The 20624-nt window shown below is 70.4% G+C and carries 10 protein-coding genes and 1 pseudogene; 7 read left to right on the forward strand and 4 right to left on the reverse strand.

The genetic code is table 11. The annotated features are described in order from the left end of the window. Nucleotides 1-33: 33 nt before the first annotated feature. The 5 genes from QM701_RS11490 to QM701_RS11510 all read left to right on the forward strand — a co-directional run bounded on the left by QM701_RS11490 (nt 34) and on the right by QM701_RS11510 (nt 5027). A complete protein-coding gene (locus QM701_RS11490) occupies nt 34-1413 on the forward strand; it encodes a branched-chain amino acid ABC transporter substrate-binding protein (protein ID WP_415167196.1) in 1380 nt (459 codons plus the stop codon). Nucleotides 1414-1539: 126 nt separating this feature from the next. Next, nucleotides 1540-2457 carry a branched-chain amino acid ABC transporter permease gene (locus QM701_RS11495; RefSeq protein ID WP_415167197.1) on the forward strand — a complete coding sequence of 306 codons (918 nt, stop codon included), beginning with the start codon at nt 1540-1542 and terminating at the stop codon, nt 2455-2457. Beyond that, nucleotides 2454-3563, forward strand: a complete 1110-nt coding sequence (locus QM701_RS11500) for an ABC transporter permease subunit (RefSeq protein WP_415167198.1) — start codon at nt 2454-2456, stop codon at nt 3561-3563. The genes QM701_RS11495 and QM701_RS11500 overlap by 4 nt, the downstream gene beginning before the upstream one ends. Then, nucleotides 3560-4330: an ABC transporter ATP-binding protein gene (locus tag QM701_RS11505; protein ID WP_415167199.1), complete on the forward strand. Its 771-nt coding sequence runs from the start codon at nt 3560-3562 to the stop codon at nt 4328-4330. The genes QM701_RS11500 and QM701_RS11505 overlap by 4 nt, the downstream gene beginning before the upstream one ends. Continuing rightward, nucleotides 4323-5027, forward strand: coding sequence for an ABC transporter ATP-binding protein (locus tag QM701_RS11510; RefSeq protein ID WP_415167200.1), 705 nt, complete (start codon nt 4323-4325; stop codon nt 5025-5027). Before QM701_RS11505 ends, QM701_RS11510 begins: the two co-directional genes overlap by 8 nt. Nucleotides 5028-5057: 30 nt before the next feature. Here QM701_RS11510 and QM701_RS11515 read toward each other — a convergent pair whose 3' ends face one another. Further along, nucleotides 5058-6539, reverse strand: coding sequence for a TolC family outer membrane protein (locus tag QM701_RS11515; RefSeq protein ID WP_415167201.1), 1482 nt, complete (start codon nt 6537-6539; stop codon nt 5058-5060). 138 nt (nt 6540-6677) lie between these two features. Between QM701_RS11515 and QM701_RS11520 the strand changes: the two genes are divergently transcribed. Beyond that, nucleotides 6678-7403, forward strand: coding sequence for a transglutaminase-like cysteine peptidase (locus QM701_RS11520; protein WP_415167202.1), 726 nt, complete (start codon nt 6678-6680; stop codon nt 7401-7403). Between the two features lie 22 nt (nt 7404-7425). Further along, entirely contained in the window at nt 7426-9345 is a 1920-nt protein-coding gene (locus QM701_RS11525) for an EAL domain-containing protein (RefSeq protein ID WP_415167203.1), read from the forward strand. A 30-nt stretch (nt 9346-9375) separates the two neighbouring features. On the opposite strand, the gene QM701_RS11530 is transcribed toward QM701_RS11525, so the two are convergent. The 3 genes and pseudogenes from QM701_RS11530 to QM701_RS11540 form a co-directional block, all read right to left on the reverse strand. After that, a complete protein-coding gene (locus QM701_RS11530; protein ID WP_415167204.1) occupies nt 9376-18957 on the reverse strand; it encodes a retention module-containing protein in 9582 nt (3193 codons plus the stop codon). Nucleotides 18958-19157: 200 nt separating this feature from the next. After that, nucleotides 19158-19472 carry a type I secretion C-terminal target domain-containing protein gene (locus tag QM701_RS11535; RefSeq protein ID WP_415169387.1) on the reverse strand — a complete coding sequence of 105 codons (315 nt, stop codon included), beginning with the start codon at nt 19470-19472 and terminating at the stop codon, nt 19158-19160. A 109-nt stretch (nt 19473-19581) separates the two neighbouring features. Beyond that, nucleotides 19582-20310, reverse strand: a pseudogene (locus QM701_RS11540) (PA14 domain-containing protein); the annotation flags it as partial. Nucleotides 20311-20624: the final 314 nt, after the last annotated feature.

The following is a 20624-nucleotide window of genomic DNA, read 5'->3' on the forward strand; positions in this document are numbered from 1 at the left end:
CCCGTCATTCACATCGTTTCCGGAGGAACCGACATGCTTACCCCACGCATCTCCAGCGTCACTTTCGCCGTCGCCGCCGCGCTGGCGGTGATCGGCTGCAGCCAGAAGGAAGAACCCAAGGCGGCGGCGCCGGCACCCGCGCCGGCCGCCGCGCCGACGCCGGCCCCGACGCCGGAAATCACCGTGAAGATCGGCCATGTCGCCCCGTTGACCGGGCCGCAGGCGCACCTGGGCAAGGACAACGAAAACGGCGCGCGCATGGCGGTCGACGAACTGAACGCCAAGGGGCTGGAAATCGGCGGCGCCAAGGTCACTCTGGAACTGGTCGCGGAGGACGACCAGGCCGACCCGAAGCAGGGCACCATCGTCGCGCAGAAGCTGGTCGACGCGAAGGTCTACGGCGTCGTCGGCCACCTCAATTCCGGCACCACCATCCCGGCCTCGAAGATCTATTCCGACGCGGGCATCCCGCAGATTTCCGGCTCGGCGACCAATCCGAAATACACCCAGCAGGGCTTTTCCACCACGTTCCGGGTGATGGCCAACGACGTCCAGCAGGGCAAGGTGCTCGGCGAATACGCCGCCCGGCAGATGGCCGGCAAGACCGTGGCCATCATCGACGACCGCACGGCCTACGGCCAGGGGCTGGCCGACGAGTTCGAGAAGGGCGTGACCGCGGCCGGCGCCAAGGTGGTCGCGCGCGAGTTCACCAACGACAAGGCGACCGATTTCGCGGCCATCCTGACCAAGATCAAGTCGAAGCGGCCCGACGTCATCTTCTACGGCGGCATGGACGCCCAGGGTGGCCCGATGACCAAGCAGATGAAGTCGCTCGGCATCAAGTCCAGGTTCCTGACCGGCGACGGCGGCTGCACGCCGGAGTACATCAAGCTGGCCGGCCCGGCCAGCGAGGGGCAGTACTGCTCGCTGCCCGGCGTGCCGCTCGACCAGATGCCGGGCGGCAAGGCCTTCGGCGACGCGTTCACCGCGAAGTACGGCCAGATCCAGCTCTATGCGCCTTACGTCTATGACGCGGCGATGGTCATGGTCGACGCCATGAAGCGCGCCAACTCGGTCGAGCCGGCGAAGTACCTGCCGGAAATCGGCAAGACCGACTACCAGGGCGTGACCGCCCGTATCCAGTTCGACGAAAAGGGTGATCTGAAAGGCGGCGCCATTTCGCTGTACGAGGTCAAGGACGGCAAGTGGGAGTACCGCGAGACGGTCGGTGGCGGAACGCCGGGCGCCGCCGAGGTCAAGGCGGCGGTGAAGGATGCGGCGGCTTCGGTCAAGGAAGCGGCCGTGGCCACCGGCGAGGCCGCCAAGGACGCTGCCAAGGAAGGCGTCAAGGCGGCGGCCGAAGCCGTCAAGGACGCCGCCGAGGCCACCAAGGCCGCCGTCGAGAAGAAGTAAGACCGGAGCAAACGGTCGCCCGGGCGGCCCCGGCGGGATGCCGGGGTTCGTCCCGGACGAACGCGGCCGGCGGACGCCGTCCGGCCGCCCGCTCCGCCTTGCGCTCATTTCCGTTCATTCGACCCGATGGACATCTTCATCCAGCAGATCATCAACGGCCTGGTGCTCGGCAGCATCTACGCGCTCGTCGCGCTCGGCTACACGATGGTGTACGGCATCATGGGCCTGATCAACTTCGCGCACGGCGAAGTGGTGATGATCGGGGCGATGGTCGCGCTGTTCACCCTCAGGGCGCTGTCCGGCCTGCCGGCGCTGCTTTCCGTGCCGCTGGCGCTGGCCGCCGCGGCCGCCGTATGCATGGCCGTCGGCTTCGCCATCGAGCGCATCGCCTACCGCCCGCTGCGCCGCGCGCCCAAGCTGGCGCCGCTGATCACGGCGATCGGCGTGTCGATCATCCTGCAGCACGTGGCGATGCTGGTGTGGGGCCGCAGCTACCACGCCTTTCCGCCGGTGCTCCCCGCGTCCGCGCACGAGATCCTCGGCGCCACGATCACCAGCCTGCAGATCGCCATCATCGCCGTCGCCGCGCTGATGATGGCCGGGCTGACCCTGCTGGTGCAGCGCACCCGCCTGGGCCGGGCCATGCGCGCCACCTCGGAGAACCCGCCGATCGCCCAGCTGATGGGGGTCAACATCAACCAGGTGATCTCGGCCACCTTCGTCATCGGCTCGGCGCTGGCCGCGGTCGCCGGGCTGATGGTCAGCGCCAACTATTCGATCGCGCACTACTACATGGGCTTCATGCTCGGCCTCAAGGCCTTCACCGCCGCCGTGCTGGGCGGCATCGGCAACCTCGCCGGCGCGATGCTCGGCGGCATCCTGCTCGGCATCATCGAGGCGCTCGGCGCCGGCTACATCGGCGACCTGACCGGCGGCTTTCTGGGCAGTCACTACCAGGACATCTTCGCCTTCTTCGTGCTGATCGGCGTGCTGGTCTTCCGCCCGTCTGGGCTGATCGGCGAGCGCGTGGCGGAGCGGGCATGACGGCGCCGGACGCCTCGTCCCACCGCCGCAGCCGGCGCGCCGCGCTGGCCGCCACCGCCGGCCTCGGCATCCTGCTGGCGGCCGCCCCGTTCGTCGTCGGCAGCGCGCTGGGCAATTCCTGGCTGCGCATCCTCGACTTCGCCCTGCTCTACATCATGCTGGCGCTCGGCCTGAACATCGTGGTCGGCTTCGCCGGCCTGCTGGACATGGGCTACATCGCCTTCTACGCGGTCGGCGCCTATCTCTACGCGCTGCTCGCCAGCCCGCACTTCGGGCTGCACCTGCCGGTCTGGATCATCATCCCGGCGGGCGCGGTGCTGGCCGGCGCGGCCGGCGCCCTGCTCGGCGCGCCGACGCTGCGCCTGCGCGGCGACTACCTGGCCATCGTCACCCTCGGTTTCGGCGAGATCGTGCGCATCTTCATGAACAATCTCAACGCGCCGGTCAACATCACCAACGGGCCGCAGGGCATTTCCGGCATCGACCCGATCCATCTCGGCGGGGTCGCGCTGTCCAGGCCGCTTTCCGTGCTCGGCGTCACCGTGCCGTCGCTGCACGCCTACTACTACCTGTTCCTGGCGCTGGCCCTGCTGATCATCTTCGTCACCATCCGTCTGGAGGATTCGCGCATCGGGCGCGCCTGGGTGGCCATCCGCGAGGACGAGATCGCGGCCAAGGCCTGCGGCATCGACACGCGCAACGTCAAGCTGCTGGCCTTCACCATGGGCGCCAGCTTCGGCGGCGTCGCCGGCGGCCTGTTCGCCGGCTTCCAGGGCTTCGTCAGCCCCGAGTCGTTCAACCTGATGGAATCGGTGATGGTGCTGTGCATGGTCGTGCTCGGCGGCATGGGGCACATCCCCGGCGTGATTCTCGGCGGCATCCTGCTCACCGTGCTGCCGGAGTTCTTCCGGCACAGCGCCGGCCCGCTCCAGCAGGCGCTGTTCGGCAAGATCGTGCTCGATCCGGAGGCGCTGCGCATGCTGCTCTTTGGCCTGGCGCTGGTGGCCGTCATGCTCTACCGCCCGGCCGGCCTGTGGCCATCGCCGATCCGCCGGCGCGAGTTCAAGGGCGATGCGGCGACCGACGTGCTCAAGGAGGGCGAGTGAGGCCGGCGCTCCTGATCGCCAACGCCGTCTGCAAGCATTTCGGCGGCGTCAAGGCCCTGAGCGGCGTCTCGCTGACCATCCGCGCGGGCGAGATCTACGGGCTGATCGGCCCCAACGGCGCGGGCAAGACCACCTTCTTCAACGTGCTGACCGGGCTCTACCGGCCGGACGGCGGCGAGCTGCTGTTCGAGGGCGGCAAGCTGCAGGCCAGCGCGCCGCACGTGGCGACGCAGCGCGGCATCGCCCGCACCTTCCAGAACATCCGCCTGTTCGCCAACATGACGGCGCTGGAGAATGTGATGGTCGGACGCCACGCGCGCACCCGCGCCGGCGTCTTCGGCGGCGTGCTGCGCACGGCCCGGACGCGCGCCGAGGAAGCGGCCATCCGCCGGCGCGCCGGCGAGCTGCTGCGCTACGTCGGCGTCGACCACCGGGCCGGCGACCTGGCCAAACACCTCTCCTACGGCGACCAGCGGCGGCTCGAAATCGCCCGCGCGCTGGCCACCGAACCGAAGCTGCTGGCGCTCGACGAGCCGGCGGCGGGCATGAACGGCACGGAAACCGCGGGGCTGCGCCGGCTGATCGAAGGCATCCGCGGCGACGGCGTCACCGTGCTGCTCATCGAACACGACGTCAAGCTGGTGATGGGCCTGTGCGACCGCGTCGCGGTGCTCGACTACGGCAGCAAGATCTGCGAGGACGTCCCGGCGGTCGTGCAGAGGAATCCCAAAGTCATCGAAGCGTACCTGGGAGGCGGCGTTGCTTGAGGTCGACGGGCTCCGCATCGCCTACGGCGGCATCCAGGCCGTGCGGGGCGTCAGCTTCCACGTCGACGAAGGCGAGATGGTGGCGCTGATCGGCGCCAACGGCGCCGGCAAGACCAGCACGCTCAAGGCCGTGTCGCGCCTGCTCAATGCCGCCGGCGGCAGCGTGCGCTATCGCGGCCGGGAGATTTCCGCGCTGCCGCCGCACCGGCTCGTCGCCGAGGGCATCGCCCTGGTGCCGGAGGGGCGCGGCGTCTTCCCGCGCATGAGCGTGGTCGAGAACCTGCTGATGGGCGCCTACAGCCGGACCGACGGCGCCGGCATCCAGGCCGACATGGACCACGTTTTCTCGCTCTTTCCCCGGCTGCGGGAACGCGCCCGGCAGCTCGCCGGCACCTTGTCCGGCGGCGAGCAGCAGATGCTGGCCGTGGGCCGCGCGCTGATGAGCCGGCCGCGGCTGCTGCTGCTCGACGAACCTTCGATGGGACTGGCGCCGCTGATGGTGCAGAAGATCTTCGAGGTGGTGCGCACGGTGGCCAAAGAGGGCATGACCGTGCTGCTCGTCGAACAGAACGCCAGGCTCGCGCTCGAAGCCAGCCAGCGCGGCTACGTCATGGAAAGCGGCGAGATCGTCCTGACCGGCGAGGCCGCCAGGCTGCTCGCCGATCCCAGGGTGCGGGAAGCCTATCTCGGGGAGTGATGCCGGGAGGGGCCCCGGCGGCCCGCCGGGTCAGCGCTTGCCGCCGACGAAGCCGCTCGCGCTGTCGGACAGTTCCCGGGCCTTCCTGGCCAGCGCCTCGCGGTCGAGCACCGCGTCGGCGGGCTGCAGCGGCGGGCACATCTGTTCCGCATCGATCGCCGCGAAATCGCCGGCCGCCGGCGCGTCCTGGAGTTCGACGGGCTTCAGTTCGAGCGCCTCCAGCAGGCGCCCCATGCCGGCGTAGCTGCGCAGGTAGGCCAGCGACAGGTCGGCGTCGGCGTTGACCTTGGCGCGGCGCGCGTCGAAGTATTCGTTCTGGGTGTTCAGCAGGTCGAGCAGCGTGCGCTGGCCGATGTTGAACTGGTCGCGGTAGGCCGCCCGGGTCTTCTCCACCAGGTCGACCTGCGTCGCCAGATAGGTGAGCTGGTCGTTCAGGCGCAGCGTGTCGTTGTAGGCGATGGACAGGGTCTGGCGCACGTCGCGGCAGGCCTTCTCGCGCTGGTCCAGGGCGATGTGCTTGCGCTCGCGGAACTGCCGGTTGCGCGCCAGGTCGGAGCCGCCGTTGAACAGGTTGTAGTTGAGCCGCAGTTCGACGCGGCTGTCGTCGCGCGAGCCGCCGTCCTCGTAGTTGCTGTAGTCGTCGCGCCGGGCGACGAGGTCCACGCGCGGCATGAAGGCCGCGCGGCGCGCTTCGAGGTCGTATTGCGACGCCTCGATGTTCTCGATGCTCGCGCGCAGCGCCGGGTTCTGCTGCAGGGCGGTCGCCAGCGCGGCGTCCATCTTCGCCGGGAAGGCGCGGGTCAGGCGTTCCGGCATGCCCATTTCCACGGGCGGGTTCTCGCCGACGATGCGCAGGTAGCGGGCGGTGACGTCGTGCAGGTTGGCGTAGGCCGTGGTCAGGTTGACGTCGGCCAGGGCCAGGCGGCTGGCCGCCTGGTCGACGTTGACCCGCTTGCCGACGCCGGAGGCCGCGCGGCGCTTCAGCTGCTCGTGCGCGGCGTAGTGCTGCAGATAGTTGTCCTCGGCCAGCTTGACCTGCTCGCGGTAGCGGACGACGTCGAGCCAGGCGCGCGCGGCTTCGAGCGCGACGTTCTCGGAGGCGTCCAGCAGTTCGAAATAGCGCACCAGCTTGGCCTTGCCCAGGCGCTTGACCTCGCTGGAGGTGGCGAAGCCGTCGAAGAGCATCTGGCGCAGCGACAGCGTCCGTTCGTTGCCGTGGTAGGAATCGTCGATGCCGACCTTTTTCTGGACCGTCTTCTCGCGCCCGACGCCGGCCGAGAAGTTGACCCGGGGGAAGAAGCCGCCGCGCGCCACGCCGATTTCCTGGTCGGCCTCCTGGAAGGCGTGCCAGCGCGCCTGCACGTCGGGATTCTTGAGCACGGCCGCCTGGGCCGCGTCCTTCAGCGTGAAATTCTGCGGCGCCTGGCCGGCGGGCACGGACTGCGCGACGGCAGTACCCGCCAGCAGCGAGGCCAGCACGACAAACGCATGTACGACCGCCACTTTCTGCATGTTCATCTCCCTACGTATACTTTGTGAACGACCCGTTCGGAAAGGCGGGATTATACTTGCCGGCAGCAGGCCGTCTGTGACGCAGTACACATCGGGCACATTAATTTACAGTCAAACATTCCGACATCGCGGCATCCCATGCCTTTCGACTATCCGCCGTCGCGCCGGCACGGCCTGAACGGGAGTCCGGTGCTGCGGTACGGGCTGGCGGCGCTGCTCTCCCTGTGCCTCGCGGCGACGGCGCTGGTCGCCCAGGCGCGGCGCGATCCCGCCGTGCTGCGCGAGCAGCTGGCCGCCCGCTTCGGCCCGTCCCGCGTGCCGCTGCTGGACGAGTGGCTGGCGATGATCGCCGCGGCCGGCGCGCTGCGCGAGGAGGCGCGGCTCGCACGGGTCAACGACTTCATCAACCGCCGCATCGTCTTCGAAAACGACATCACCGTCTGGCAGCAGAGCGACTACTGGGCCACGCCGCTGGAAACGATCGGCCAGGGCCGGGGCGACTGCGAGGATTTCGCCATCATCAAGTACGTTTCGCTGCGCATGGCCGGCGTGGCCAGCGGCAAACTGCGCCTGATCTACGCCAAGGCGCGCCTCGACGCGCCGGGCGGGCCGGTGGTGCAGGCGCACATGGTGCTCGCCTACTACGCGGCGCCGGACGCCGAGCCGCTGATCCTGGACAATCTGGACGGGACGATCCGGCCGGCCGCGCGGCGCCCGGACCTGCAGCCGGTGTTCAGTTTCAACAGCGACGGGATTTTCGCCGGCGTGTCCGGCAAGGGCGCGGTGCCGGCGGCCGCCGGGATCGGCCGCCTGTCGCGCTGGGAGGAGGCGTGGCGGCGCATCCTCGCCGACGGATACGAATGACGCGATTTCGAGGAGTACGACCATGTCCATGTATCGCCAGCTCTGGCTCGCCATCATCACCAGCACCCTGCTCGCGCTGGGCGGCAGCCTGCTCGCCTCGCTGCTCGGCGCGCGCGGCTACCTGGAGGCGCAGCTGTCGCAGAAGAACGCCGACAACGCCACGGTGCTGGCGCTCTCGCTCAACCAGCGGAATCTCGATGCGGTGTCGGTCGAGCTGGCGGTCAGCGCGCTGTTCGACAGCGGCCACTACGAACTGATCCGCGTGGTCGATCCGCTGGGCCGGACGCTCGTGGAACGCCGCGCGGACGCCGGGGACCCCGGCGTGCCGGCCTGGTTCGCCCGCTACCTGCCCCTGCGCGCCGAGCCCGGCTACGCGCAGATCAGCGACGGCTGGAAGCAGTTCGGCACGATCACCCTGGTCAGCCACAGCCGCTTCGCCTACGCCGCCCTGTGGCACGGCGCGCTGCAGATCTTCGGCGCGCTGGTGCTCTCCGGCCTCGTCGGCGGCTGCCTGGGCACGCTGATCCTGCTGCGCCTGAAGGCGCCGCTGGCCGCCGTCGTGCGGCAGGCGCGGGCCATCTCCGAGCGCCGCTTCACCACCATCGGCGAACCAGACGTGCCGGAGCTGCGCCAGCTCGCCGCGGCGATGAACGGCACGGTGGTCCGCCTCAAGGCGATGTTCGAGGAAGAAGCCGCGCGGCTCGAAGCGGTGCGCCGCGAGGCGAACTGCGACGCGCTGACCGGGCTGGCCAACCGCGTCCACTTCCTGGCGTACCTGCGCGAGGCGGCGGAGGGGGCGGATTCGGCCGGCGGCATCCTGTTCATCATCCGCCTCGCCCGCCTCGCGGAGATCAACCGCGCGCTCGGACGCGAGGCCACCGACGAATTGCTGGAGCGCTTCGGCGGCGTGCTGCGCGAGTTCGCCGCGCAGCGTCCGGACGCGCTCGGCGCCCGCCTCAACGGCGCCGATTTCGCCCTGCTGATGCCGGCGGACGCCGCGCCGCGCGCGGTCGGGGAGCCGCTGCTGCGGCAGCTGACGCAGGAAACGGCGGCCTTCCACGGCTCGCCGCAGGAACACATCACCACCTGGATCGCCGGCGGCCGCTTCGCCGCGGGCATCGCGCCGGCGCTGATCCTGGCGCAGGTCGACGCCGCGCTCGCCGCCAGCGAGAGCGAAGGGCGCGACGCGCTGCGCCTGATCGACGTCCGGCACGCCGACGGCACGCCGCACACCGCGCGCGACTGGTCCGAGCACCTGCGGCGCGCGCTCGACCGGAACTGGGTCCGCCTGGCCGCCTTCCCGGTCGCGCGGCTCGACGGCACGCTGTTGCACGAGGAATGTCCGCTGCGCCTGAAATTCGACGACGACGGCGAGTGGCTGCCGGCCCGCCGCTTCGTGCCGCAGGCCGAACGCCTGCAGCTCACCGCCCGCCTCGATCTGGCGGCCGTCACCCTGGGGCTGGCGGCGCTCGACGCGCGGCCCGACCTGCCGGGGCTGGCGATCAACCTGTCGGCGCATTCGCTGCTGTGGCCGTCGTTCCGCCGCGAACTGCTGGCGCTGCTGGCGCCGCACCGCGCCGCGCCGCGCCTGTGGCTGGAGATCGCCGAGTCCGGCATGCTGGCGCATTTTGACGCCTTCCGCGAGCTGTGCCACGACCTGAAGCCGCTCGGCTGCCGCGTCGGCATCGAGCATTTCGGTCACCGCTTCAGCGAGATCGGGCGCCTGTATGGCCTGGGCATCGACTATCTCAAGGTCGATTCGATCTTCGTGCGCGACCTCGACACGCACGCCGGCAACCAGGCCTTCCTCAAGGGGCTGGCGGCGATCGCCCGGAACATCGGCATCGCCGTCATCGCCGAGGGCGTGGCCAGCGAGCAGGAATTCGCCGCGCTGGCCGCCGCCGGCTTCGACGCGGCGACCGGGCCGCACGTGCGCGGCTGAAGCCGCGCGCCGCTTTGCCGCGGCGCCGCCTCAGTTGATGGTCTGGTTGATCTGGTGCTCGATCAGCACCTTCACCGTCGCGTCGTAGGCGTTGGTGTAAACGTCGAAGGTGTGGCCGCCGCTGGTCTCGCTGCCGCTCACCTGCCACTGGTCGCTGCCCGTACCGTCCTTCAGGCCGACGGAATCGCCGGCGTCGCCGAGGATGGCCAGCGTCTTGCCGCTGCCGGAAATGTCCAGCACGTCCTGCAGCGACAGGTTGCTCACGCTGTGGTTCTGGCCGGACGGCATCAGGTCGAGGCGCTCGACGTTCTTCAGGTCGACGAGGCCCGAGAAATCCAGGTTCTCGCCGAGGCGCAGCTGCACGGTGTCGGTGCCGCCGAGGCCGTCCAGGGGCTTGCCGTCGTAGAGCAGCACGTCGTCGCCGGAGGTCGCCAGCACGTCGGACAGCTTCAGCGTCAGGCTGGCGTTGCTCGACGCGGAGACGTCGCCGCCCGGCGAGTCGGTGGTGTAGGCGGTCACCGTCAGCGAGTAATCGCCGCCGCCCTGGACGACGCCGAGCGCGCTCACCTGCACCGGACTCAGCCCGGACAGGGTATAGGTGTCGCTGGACGTGTCGTAGGCGGCGACGAGCAGGCTGGCGCCGGCGTAGAACGCGGCGTGCGCGCCGAGGCCGTGGATGGTCAGCGTCGCCGTCTCGGAACCGTCGGTATCGTGCATGGTGCTGTTGAGGTTGAGCGCGACGATGTGGCCTTCCGTGCCGAAGGAAAGCGTCGGCTGGAAGGTGATGCCGTCCGCCACGCCGGCGACGGTGACCTGCGCGGTGGCCGAGGTCGAGACCGGGTCGAGCGAGGATTCGCCGGACCACACCTCGACGTGCAGGTCGGACAGCGTGCCGCTCCAGTTTTCCAGCGGCTGCAGGGCCACGTACGCCGGCAGGACGCCGCCGCTCAGGGCCAGCCCCCAGGAGCCGCCGCCCAGGTCGGAGGCGAGCGCGGCGGACGCCGCGTCGGCGCCGCAGAAGACCAGGAAGCCGTCCGGGACGTTGCTCAGCACGACCGAGGCGATCGCTTCCGATGCGTCGGGATTGGCGACGCCGATGGACAGCTGGATGCGCTGGTCCTCCAGGCCGGCCGCCGACGCCACGGTCAGGGTGACGCCGTCGTTCACCGGATGGACGTCGAAGGAGCCGGCCGCCGTGCTGGTGGTCACGTTGGCCGCGTTGTCTTCCTGCCCCTGCACGTAGGCGGCATAGCTCACCGTGCCGCTGGCGTTGGCCGCCGGCTGGTAGGACAGCGCCAGCGCGTCCGTGCTGTGCACGCCGGTGATGACGTAATAGTCGCCGTCCGGCACGCCGGCGACGCCGCTGACCGCGCTCTTGGCGAGCGGCGTGCCGCCGAGGCTGAGCACGCCGCCCGCCGTCTCCATGCCGCTCTCGTCGAGCTTGAGATAGAGCGTGCCGCCGATCAGCTGGGAATGGCTGCCGTCCTGCGGATTGGACAGGTTCAGGGTGATCGCCGCCGCGTGGTCCTCGTCGACGTCGGGCGCGTCGATGCCGAGGCTGATGTCGTCGGACACCGGCGTCACCGCCGGCTGCACCGACAGCGACTGGTCCTGCCGCGCGCCGGAAGCGTCGTAGGTGGTCAGCGTGGTGGTGAAGGAGAAGACGCCCTGGTTGTCGTTCCCCTGGTTGTCGTTCCAGTTGGGCGGCGGGGTGATGGTGATGCCGTTCAGCAGGGATTGCAGGTCGGCATCGCTGCCGCCGGCCTGCGCGGTCCAGATTTCCTGGCCGCCGACCATGGTCAGCGTCATGCCGTTCACCACGCTGCCGGCCGGCAGGCCGGTGACGGTGACGGCGAACGGCGACGAACCGCTGACGTGCGCATCGACCAGCGAGGCCAGCGTGGCCGGCGTGTCTTCGGTCAGGCCCGCGTGCGTGGCGGCCCATTCGGTGATGTCCGACGGCGCCGTCGGGGTGCTGCCGGAATCGTCGAAATCGGCGGCCGTGCGCAGCGTCCAGGTGGTGGACGAGGTCCGCTCCGCGCCGCCGGCGTCCTGGGTGTAGGCGGTGATGGTGATCGCCTGGTCCAGGTCGGCGAGCTGCGCCGCCGAGCCGTCCAGCGCGAACTGCACGGTCTGCTGCAGCGACGGCGCGGTGAAGGCCGTGTCCGGCACGTCGAGAATCCAGCGCCCGGTGTTGTCGTTGCTCTCGGTGTTGCCGATGTAGCGGCCGCCGACCACCGAGACGCCGACCGGCACGCCGTCGATGATGAAGTGGAGCAGCTTTTCGCTGCCGTCGACGTCCTTCGCGTTGCCGGCGCCGGGGTCGTCCGCCTGCGTCACCGTCACGTTGACGCTGACCGTCGCGGTGCCGGCGATGACGCCGCCGGCGTAATCGTTGATCGACGTGGTGGCGTCGGTCACCGCCGCGACGCCGATGGCGTAGGCGGTGTCGGCCGACCACGTGGTCACCGCCGCCAGGGTGCCGTCGTTCGACGGATCGGTGACCGCGTAGCGGACCGTGATGCTGCCGCCCGCGTTGCTGTTGGCGTCGCCCTGCACGTACACGTCGGCCGCCTGCGCCGCCGTCAGTTCGTACCAGCCGCCGGCGTTGGCGGTCAGGGCCGCGCTCAGCGGCGTGCCGCCCAGGTAGAGGGTGAACGGCTGGCCGGCCAGCGAATCGGCCTTGATCCAGAGCGCGCTCAGGGTCTCGTTGGCGTCGCCGTTCTGCGCCGCCAGGCCGAAGTCGACGTGGGTGCGCGTATCCTCCAGCGCGGCGGTCTGCGTCGCCAGCGTGGCCTCGGGCGACGGCGCCACCTGGACGGTGACCGTCTGCGCCGTGCCGGACAGGCTGTTGCCGTCGTTTTCGGTCGACACCGCGCGCACCGTGAAAGCGAAGGTGCCGCTGTAGTTGGCCTCGCCGACCACCAGCGCGGCGGCCGCGACCGCCGCCGGCGAACCGGACCAGACGCGGCCGGCGCCGGTCCCGCCCATGAAGGTCAGGCCTTCGATCGAGACGCCGGACGGCAGCCCGGTGATCACCAGGTTGACCGTCTCGGAGCCGTCCGCGTCGGTCGCGGCCGCGCTCACCAGGCCGGACAGCGCGATCTTGTGGTCGCCCGCATCGAGCACGGCTTCCGTGGTATCCAGGTTGGACACCACGAGGTTGACCGGATCGGCCACGCCGCGCACGTCGACCAGCAGGGGCAGCGACTTGGCGTCCGAAACGTCGGTGGTGAGGCCGGCCACGGCATCCACCGAGACCGCCGAAACCAGGAGCGGGATGTCGGCGTTGCTGTTGGCCGGCGGGGTGATGGTCAGCGACTTGGCCGAGCTGAAGTCGGTGATCGTCACGCTGCCGCCCGCGACGGCCAGATCGACGCCGTCGTAGGTGATCCTGGCGCCGGCGGGAATCCCCGACAGGGTGACGTTGAAGGTTTCCGAGGGGTCGGCGCTGGTCGGGCGGATCACCAGCGCGATGCTGGTGTCCTCCTTGCCCACGGCCGGCGCGTCAACCGCCAGGGTGACCGGATCGGCCACCGGTTGGACGAGGAGGTTGGTCAGCGTCGCGCTGCCCGAAACGGCTTCCACCACCGTGCCCGTATTGGGGTCGGTATCGACGGTGAGCGCCTGGATCTCGATCTCGAACGCTCCGGCGACGTTGGCGGCGGCCTTGAACCAGACCGTGTCCAGCGCCGCCACCGGAATCCGCACCGGCGTGCCGGTGTAGGTCAGGGTGTGCTCGCCGCTGCCGTCGGTGTACTTGAACTGCGAACCGATGGCCGAGGAGCCGCCCAGCACCGGCGTCAGCAGGGCGTAGGTCGTCTCGCTGCCGTCGGCGTCCTGGTTCGACCAGGGCGACTTGAGGTCGAAGCCGTTCTCGTTCAGGGCGAACCACTCGTCTTCCTTGCCCTGCGAGGTATAGACGAAATCGCCGTTCATGGTCAGGTCGGGCTCGCCGTCGTGGTTGCTGTCGCCGCCGACCACCTCGGCCACGGCGGTGACCGCGACCGTCTGCGCCCTGGACACCGTGACGACGCTCGTCACTGCCACGCTGTCGACCGTCACGGTGTCGGTCGAGGTGACATCGAGCGTCAGCGAGGCGTCCGCACTGCTGTGGCCCGGCGGCGTCAGCGTGTAATCCTTGTACGCGCCGCTGGTGACGTCGCCGGCCGGCAGCGTATAGGCACCGCCGGTAACGGTCAGCGTGTTGCCGGCGGCGTCCTTGAGCACCCAGCCCGCGGGAATGCCCTTGACCTCGATGCCGGTGATGCTCTCGCTGCCGTCGGTGTCGGTGACCGCGACGCCTTGCAGGAACTTGACCGCCGTGTCTTCCGGCGTGCTCGCGCCGGAGACGCCGATGTCGCCGGCAACCGGCGTCACGTGCAGGTCGAGCGTCACGGCGTCGGTCAGCGTGGCCGTGGTCACCGTCGAATCCGCGTCGGTATCCTGGGCGCTCAGGGTGACCGTGATCCCGTTCAGGTCGCCGCTGAAATTGCTGCCGCCCTGGATCGAGATGGCGGGGAAGCCGCTGGTCGAAGTTTCCAGATCGTTGCCGGCCGCGTTCCAGGCGATGGTGTAGGACCCGCCGCCCGCCACCGCCACGCCGTTGACGTAGATCGTGGCGTTGCCGTCCGGGTTGGCGATGATGATCGCTCGCTGCTCACTGCCGTCGAGGTCGGCGAAGGACGCCGACAGCAGCGGGGTCAGGTCGAGCGCCGTGTCCTCGGCGATGGTGGTGGCATACGAGGTGTCGCTGCCGCCGATTTTCAGGTCGGGCGTGTCGGTGACGGCCTGCACGTCGACCTGCACCGTGGTCGTGGACGTCGCGCCGAGCACCCCGGACAGCTGCACGCCGGACGCATCGACCTCGTACTCGGTCACGCTCATGCTCACGGTGAAATTAGCCGCGCTGTCGGCCACCGGCAGTATCCGCAGGGCCTCGAATTCGGCCGTGGTCATGGTCAGCGTGGCCGTGCCGTGGTCGGCGACCTGGTTCGCCGCGTCCGACAGGAAGATGGTGAAGGCCGCGCCGGTCGAGGTGTAGGTGGAAGAGCCGTAAAGCAGCTGCGCGCCGCTCGGGATGCCGGACAGGGTGATCAGCGACAGGCGCTCGGGGTCGTCGCCGGCGGCCGTGCCGTTCTGGTCGGTGGCGTCCGAGACCGTCGGCGCGTGCAGGCCGAGGGCGACCGCCGTGTCCTCCGGCGTGGTCACCGTCGCCGCGTCGGGCGTCACGCCCGGCGCGTCGGACACCGGGGATACAGTGAGCGTCAGGGTGGCGGTGGCGCTGTTGGTCGAACTGCCGGCGGTGTAGGTGACCACCGGCACCGGGCCGCTGTAGTTGCTCTCGTGCGGCGTGAAGGAATAGGCGCCGTTGGCGGCCAGGGTGAACACGCCGAGCGTGCCGCCGGACGCCGAGGTGATCGTCACCGAGTCTCCCGCCGAGTAGTTCTCCGCCATGCCGTCGCCGTTGGCGTCGAGCGAGAAGCCGGTCACCTGCGTCACCTGGCCGTAATCCTGGTCGAGCACGTCGTTGGTCAGCACGTTGCCGCTGCGGCCCGCCGCGTTGGCGTTTTCGGCGATCGTCCTGGCGTCGTCGTGCAGCGTGATGCCGTCGTTGGTGCCGGTGATGGTGATGGTCACCGGCTGGTCGTCGGATGCGCCGTGGTTGTCGGTGGCGCGTACGACGTAAGTCAGCGTCAGCGTCTCCCCGACCGGCAGGAAATTGAAGGCCTGCGACCCGGAGTCGAAGGCCCAGGCGATCCCGTGCGGATTGTCCTGCGCCGTGGTGCTCGACTCGCCGCCGGTCACCGACAGCATGGCCAGCAGCTGCGCGTTCGTCACCTGCGAGGACAGCGAGGCCAGGCCGGCGTAGGTGCCGCCGGCGGTGACCGAGAACACGCTCGGGGTGACCGTGTCCAGCGTATCGACGTCGCCGATGCTCAGCGTGCCGCCGGCGGTCAGGCCGGCGTCGGTCTCCGACAGTGCCGCGGCGGCGCTGTCACCCGCCTGCACGGTGATGTCGGGCGCGTCGTTGGTTCCGTTCACGGTGAGGGTGAGGGTCGTCGTGCTCGTGTCGCCGTCGGCGTCGGTGATCGTGTAGGTGAAGGTGTCGGTCACCGTCTGGCCGGTCGCCAGCGCCTGTATCGCCGCACTGGCGTTGTCCAGCACGTAGGTGTAGCCGCCGCCGCTGGCCAGGGTCAGCGTGCCGTAGGCGCCGGCCACGCCGCTGCCGACCTGGCCCGCCGCCGAGGCGTGCGTGCCGGCCGCCACGCCGGTCACCGTCGTGGCGGCATCGGCGCCCAGGGTGTCCGTGCCGGCGCCCAGCGTGATGACGTTGCCCGAGGCCGTCGGCGCCGTGTCTTCCGTCACTGCGTTGACGTCGGCATGCGCCACGGGGACGCTGTTGACGATCCGGACGGTGAGCGTCCCGGCGGCGATCGCGTCGGCCGCATCGGTCACGCTCAGGGCAATGGCGTCCAGGCTGTCCACCGCGCCCGGCTGGTCCAGCGCGCTCTTGAGCGTGTAGCTGTAGCTCAGCGTGCCGGTCGCCGGAGCGTAGCCGGTCAGGGTCAGCGTGCCTTCGCCGGTATCGACCGGGTGGCCGGCCAGATAGGCCGCGTCGGCCAGCTGCGCCGCGGTGAAGCTGATGCCGCCGACGGCGATGCTCTTGAGGCCGTCCGGGGCGCTGACGGCGATCGTGCCGGTGGTGGTTTCGCTGGTGTCGCCCACGCTGGCCAGACCCTGCTCGTAGACCGTGGCCTGGCCGTCGGCCGCGCCGTTGCCGTCGACCGGCGCGATGGCCGGTCCGCCGTCGGTGTGGCCGTGGATGGCGATGGTCAGGGTGACGGTGCTGGCGTCGCCGTCGGCGTCGGTGAGGGTGTAGGTATAAACCTCGGACAGGCTGTCGCCGTCCTTGAGCGCGTTCACCACCGGGTTGGCGTTGTCCAGCGTGTAGCCGTAGCTGCCGTCGGCGCCGAGCACGAGCGTGCCGTACAGGCCCGCGACCGTGGTGCCGCCGGCCGCGCTGGTACTGCCCGCCGCCACGTTGTGGCCCGGCGTGCCGGTGCCGGACACGATGCCCGTCACCGCCGCGGCGTCCGCCCCCAGGGTGTCCGCGCCGGGGCCGGCCGTGATGACGTTGCCCGTGACCGGGTTCGGCGCCGCGTCTTCGGTCACCGTGTTGGTGTCCGCATGCGCCACCGGCGCCGTGTCGGTGATCTCGATGGTCAGCGTGCCGCTTTGCGTTTCGCCGCCGTCGTCCCTGACCACGATGGCGATGTCGTCCAGCACGTCGCCGCCCGAATGGTCCTGGCTGGTGCCGCTCGGATCGTAGCCGTAGCTGACCGTGCCGGTGGCCGGATCGTAGCCGGTGATGGTCAGGGTGCCGTGCGTGGTGGCGATCGGGATCGGGACGCTGCCGCTGTTTTGCAGCGCGGCCAGGCTGACCGGCGTGCCGGCGACGGTCAGGGCGGCCGCCGGATCGAGCCCGTCCGGCGCGCTGATCGTGAAGCTGCCGGTGGTGACCTGATCCTCCGGCACGCTGGCCTGCCCGCCGGCCGCGCCGTTCGTATCCGGGATGGTCAGGCCGACGCCGTCGTCGGTGCCGGTGATGGTGATGGTCAGCGTGGCGGTACTCGTGTCGCCGTCGGCGTCGGTGAGGGTGTAGGTGAACACGTCGCTGGCCGTCTCGCCCGCGTTGAGTTCCTGCACCCCCCGGCTGGCGTTGTCGAGCGTATAGGTGTAGCTGCCGTCGCCGTTCAGCACCAGCGTGCCGTGGGCGCCGGCCACGCTGCTGCCGACCTGCCCTGCCGCCGAGGCCGGCGTGCCGGGCGCCACGCCGGTGACCGCCGTGGCGTCCGCGCCCAGGCTGTCCGCGCCGGGACCGGTCGTGATGACGTTGCCGGTGGCCGTCGGCGCCGTGTCCTCCGTCACCGTGTCGGTGTCGGGATGCGCCTGGGGCAGGCTGTCGATGATGCGGACGTCGAGCGTGCCGGCGGCCGTGGCGTTCGCCAGATCGGTGACGGACAGGGGGATGGCGTCCACGCTGGACGCGGCGCCCGGCTGGTGCTGCGCGCCGTTCAGGGTGTAGGTGTAGGCCAGCCGGCCGGTCGCCGGGTCGTAGCCGGTGAGCGTCAGCGTGCCGATGCCGGTGTCGACCGGATGGCCGGCCAGCCAGCCTGCGTCGGCCAGTTGCGCCGCCGTGAAATCCACGCCGCCGACGGCGATGCTCTTGAGCCCGTCCGGCGCGGTCAGCACGATGGTGCCGGCGGTGGTTTCGCCGGTGTCGGCCGCGCTGGTAAGGCCCTGCTCGTCGACGGTGGCTTCCGCGCCCACCACGCCCCGGCTGTCGAACGGCGCGATGTCCGGCGCGCCGTCGGTATGGCCGTCGATGGTGATGGTCAGCGTGGCCGCGGCGGTGTCGCCATCGCCGTCGGTCAAGGTGTAAACATGGCTGTCGCTCAAGGTCTGGCCGGTCTTCAGCGCATTGACCTCGGGGTTGGCGTTGTCCAGCGTGTAGGTGTAGCTGCCGTCGCCGTTGAGCACCAGCGTGCCGTACTTGAGGACGAAGGTGCCGGGCGTCACCAGCGCGGGATTGGCGTCGGCGCCGACCGAGTCGTTGCCCAGCACGCTGCCGGCGACCACGTTGGACACGGCGTCCTCGCCGATGCGCGCCGCGTCGTCGGCGGCGGCCGGCAGACTGTCGATGATGTCGATGGTCAGCGTGCCGCCGGCCGAGCCGCCGGGGCCGGCGACGGTCAGCGCGATGTCATCGGCGCTGTGCGCCAGCCCCGGCTGGTGCTGCGCCGCGTTCAGGGCGTAGGTGTAGGTCAGCACGCCGGTCGCCGGGTCGTAGCCGGTGAGCGTCAGCGTGCCGATGCCGGTGTCGACCGACTGCGGCGCCGTGGCCAGGGCGCCGAGCTGCGCGGCCGTGAAGGTGGCGCCGCCGACGCCGAGGCTGGTCAGTCCGCCAGGCGCGTGCAGGGTGATCGTGCCGGCGGCGCTGGCGCTGGTGTCGTCCGGGTCGAGCAGTCCGCGTTCGAGCACCGTGGCCTGGCCGACGTCCAGGCCGTTGCCGTCCGCCAGGTCGAGCGTCGGCGTGCCGGGCGTGGTCGGCCCGGTGTCGCCCCGGCCGCCGTTGAGCGGCTCGTCCACTCCGCCGCGGCGGGCGGTATCGAACTCGAAGCGCAGGGGATCGAGGTTCTCGACGATGCGCTGCAGGCGGACGAAAGTCGGGCCGCCGCCGGCGTTCTCCTCGGGCGCGGCGCGCGGCGCGGTGTCGTCGGCACGGCCGTCGAGGCGGCGCGCCTCGTCGAGCGCCGCGACGGTGCGTTGGAACTCGCCGCCGGCGGCCAGGGCCGCCGCCTCGGCGGCGCCGGACACGGCCGGGGCGGCGGCGCCGGCATCGATGGTCAGCGCCTCGTTGGCGCCCAGGGGGAACGGCTGTCCGTCCATCGTCGCGAGGTCAACGGCAGCGCCGCTGCCGGTGACGACGATCTCGCCCGTGTAGACGAGGTCGCCGGCATGCAGGGGGCGCAAGGCGCCGTCTTCGCCTTTGGCATAGGCCCGGCCTTGAACGGCGGCGACGCGGGCGACGGGAACGGGGGCGGCCATGATGTCGGGTACTTTCGGAGTGGTAATGACAGCCGGCACCTTAAGCCGGCCCGTGGCCCTTGCCTACTGTACCAAGGTACGATGGGGCCGGATCGCGCGGCCGCCCCGGAGGCGAGGCGCGCGCAGGCGCGGAGAACGCGGGGTTTTCCCCGTCTTTTCTCCGCGCCCGCCCGAGCCGGGGCATGCCTGCGCCGGCCGGCTCAGTCGGTGACCAGCTTGCCCTTGGTCAGCAGGTCCTGGATGATCTGCTGGTCGGTGCCGGCCGTGGTCAGATCGACGGCCTGCAGCACGATCTGGAGATTCTCCTTGCCGGCGACGGCGGCCGCCGAATCGGTGGCCGCGAACTGCCCGTCCGAGCTGACGTGCACGATGGTGTCGCTGCCGGACTTCTCGAAATGCAGGTAGTGGTCGAGGTTGCCGATGCCGGTGCCCGACGACGGATGCGTTTCGCCCTGCAGCAGATCCTTGAGGTTGAGAACGTCGTCGCTGCCCGCCGCGGTGGAACTTGCTGAAATCCGTGACGGTGTCCCGCGCCGGCGCGCCGGCCGTGCCCTGGTCGCCCAGGTGCCAGGCGAAGACGTCCGAGCCGAGGCCGCCGGTCAGCACGTCGTTGCCGGCGCCGCCGTCGAGCGTATCGTCGTTGGCGCCGCCGTTGAGCGTGTCGTTGCCGGCCCCGCCGTGCAGGATGTCGCGCCCGTCGCCGCCGGTGATGTGGTCGTTGGCGAGCGTGCCCGTGTATTCCTGCCCGGTGCGGATCAGGTACTGCCCGGCGTGGGCCGGGTCGGCGATGATGTCCTGCAGGGCGCTCAGGGCCACTCCTTGCTGCGACACCAGCGCCAGGTCGCCCGTGCCGAGATCCTGGTACGCGGAATCCGGCGCGCCGGTCGGCTTGAACTGGATGTGCAGGACCGCCTGTCCCGCCTGATCCCAATAGAGGATTTCGATCGGGTGCAGGCCACCGCTCAGGTCGACGTTGGTCACCACGCTGTTCCCCGGCGAACGGATGTTGTCGTAGCTGGCGACGGTGTGGCCGTCGATGCTCAGGCTGAAGCCGTCGTCGGAATAGATGCGGATGTCGTACGAGCCGGACGGGGAGTCGAGGTAGCCGATGAAGCGGATGCCCGCGTCGGTGGTGGTGCCGACCGAGCCGGACAGGCTGGCGGCGGCGGCCGCGTCGGCGTGCAGGAAATCGACGAGCTTGCCCGAGGCGAGGCTGGCGTTGGTGCCCAGGGAGCCGTTGATCTCGCCGTAATTGATGTCGGTTGCCCGGAACACCGCGTCGGGCGCCGTATCCGCCGCCTTGATCGTCCCCACCACCGTGCTTCCGTTGCGGCCGTCGATGATCGAGCGCATGTCGGAAATGCTGTCGAGGTTGCCGTACTTGGTGTCGTCGGCGTGCGTCTTGTTGCCGGAGGTGCGCGTCTCGTTGTAGCCGTAATACTCGGCGCGCAGGCCGGACAGCGACGCGGCCAGCACCGTCGAGGTTGACGCCAGCGTCACGTTGACCGGAGAGCCGACCGTGAGGGTGGTGACCGCGACGTTGGAATCGGCCGCGCCGTCGTTGACCGTCACCTCGACGTGGCGCTCGCTCGTGCCCGGCACGGCCGAGGCGCTGCTGAACAGGATGCCGCCCAGCGCCGCCTGGTAGGTCGCCAGCGAGGCGTCGC

It is taken from the genome of Propionivibrio sp., from assembly GCF_047602565.1.
Taxonomy (GTDB): Bacteria; Pseudomonadota; Gammaproteobacteria; order Burkholderiales; family Rhodocyclaceae; genus Propionivibrio.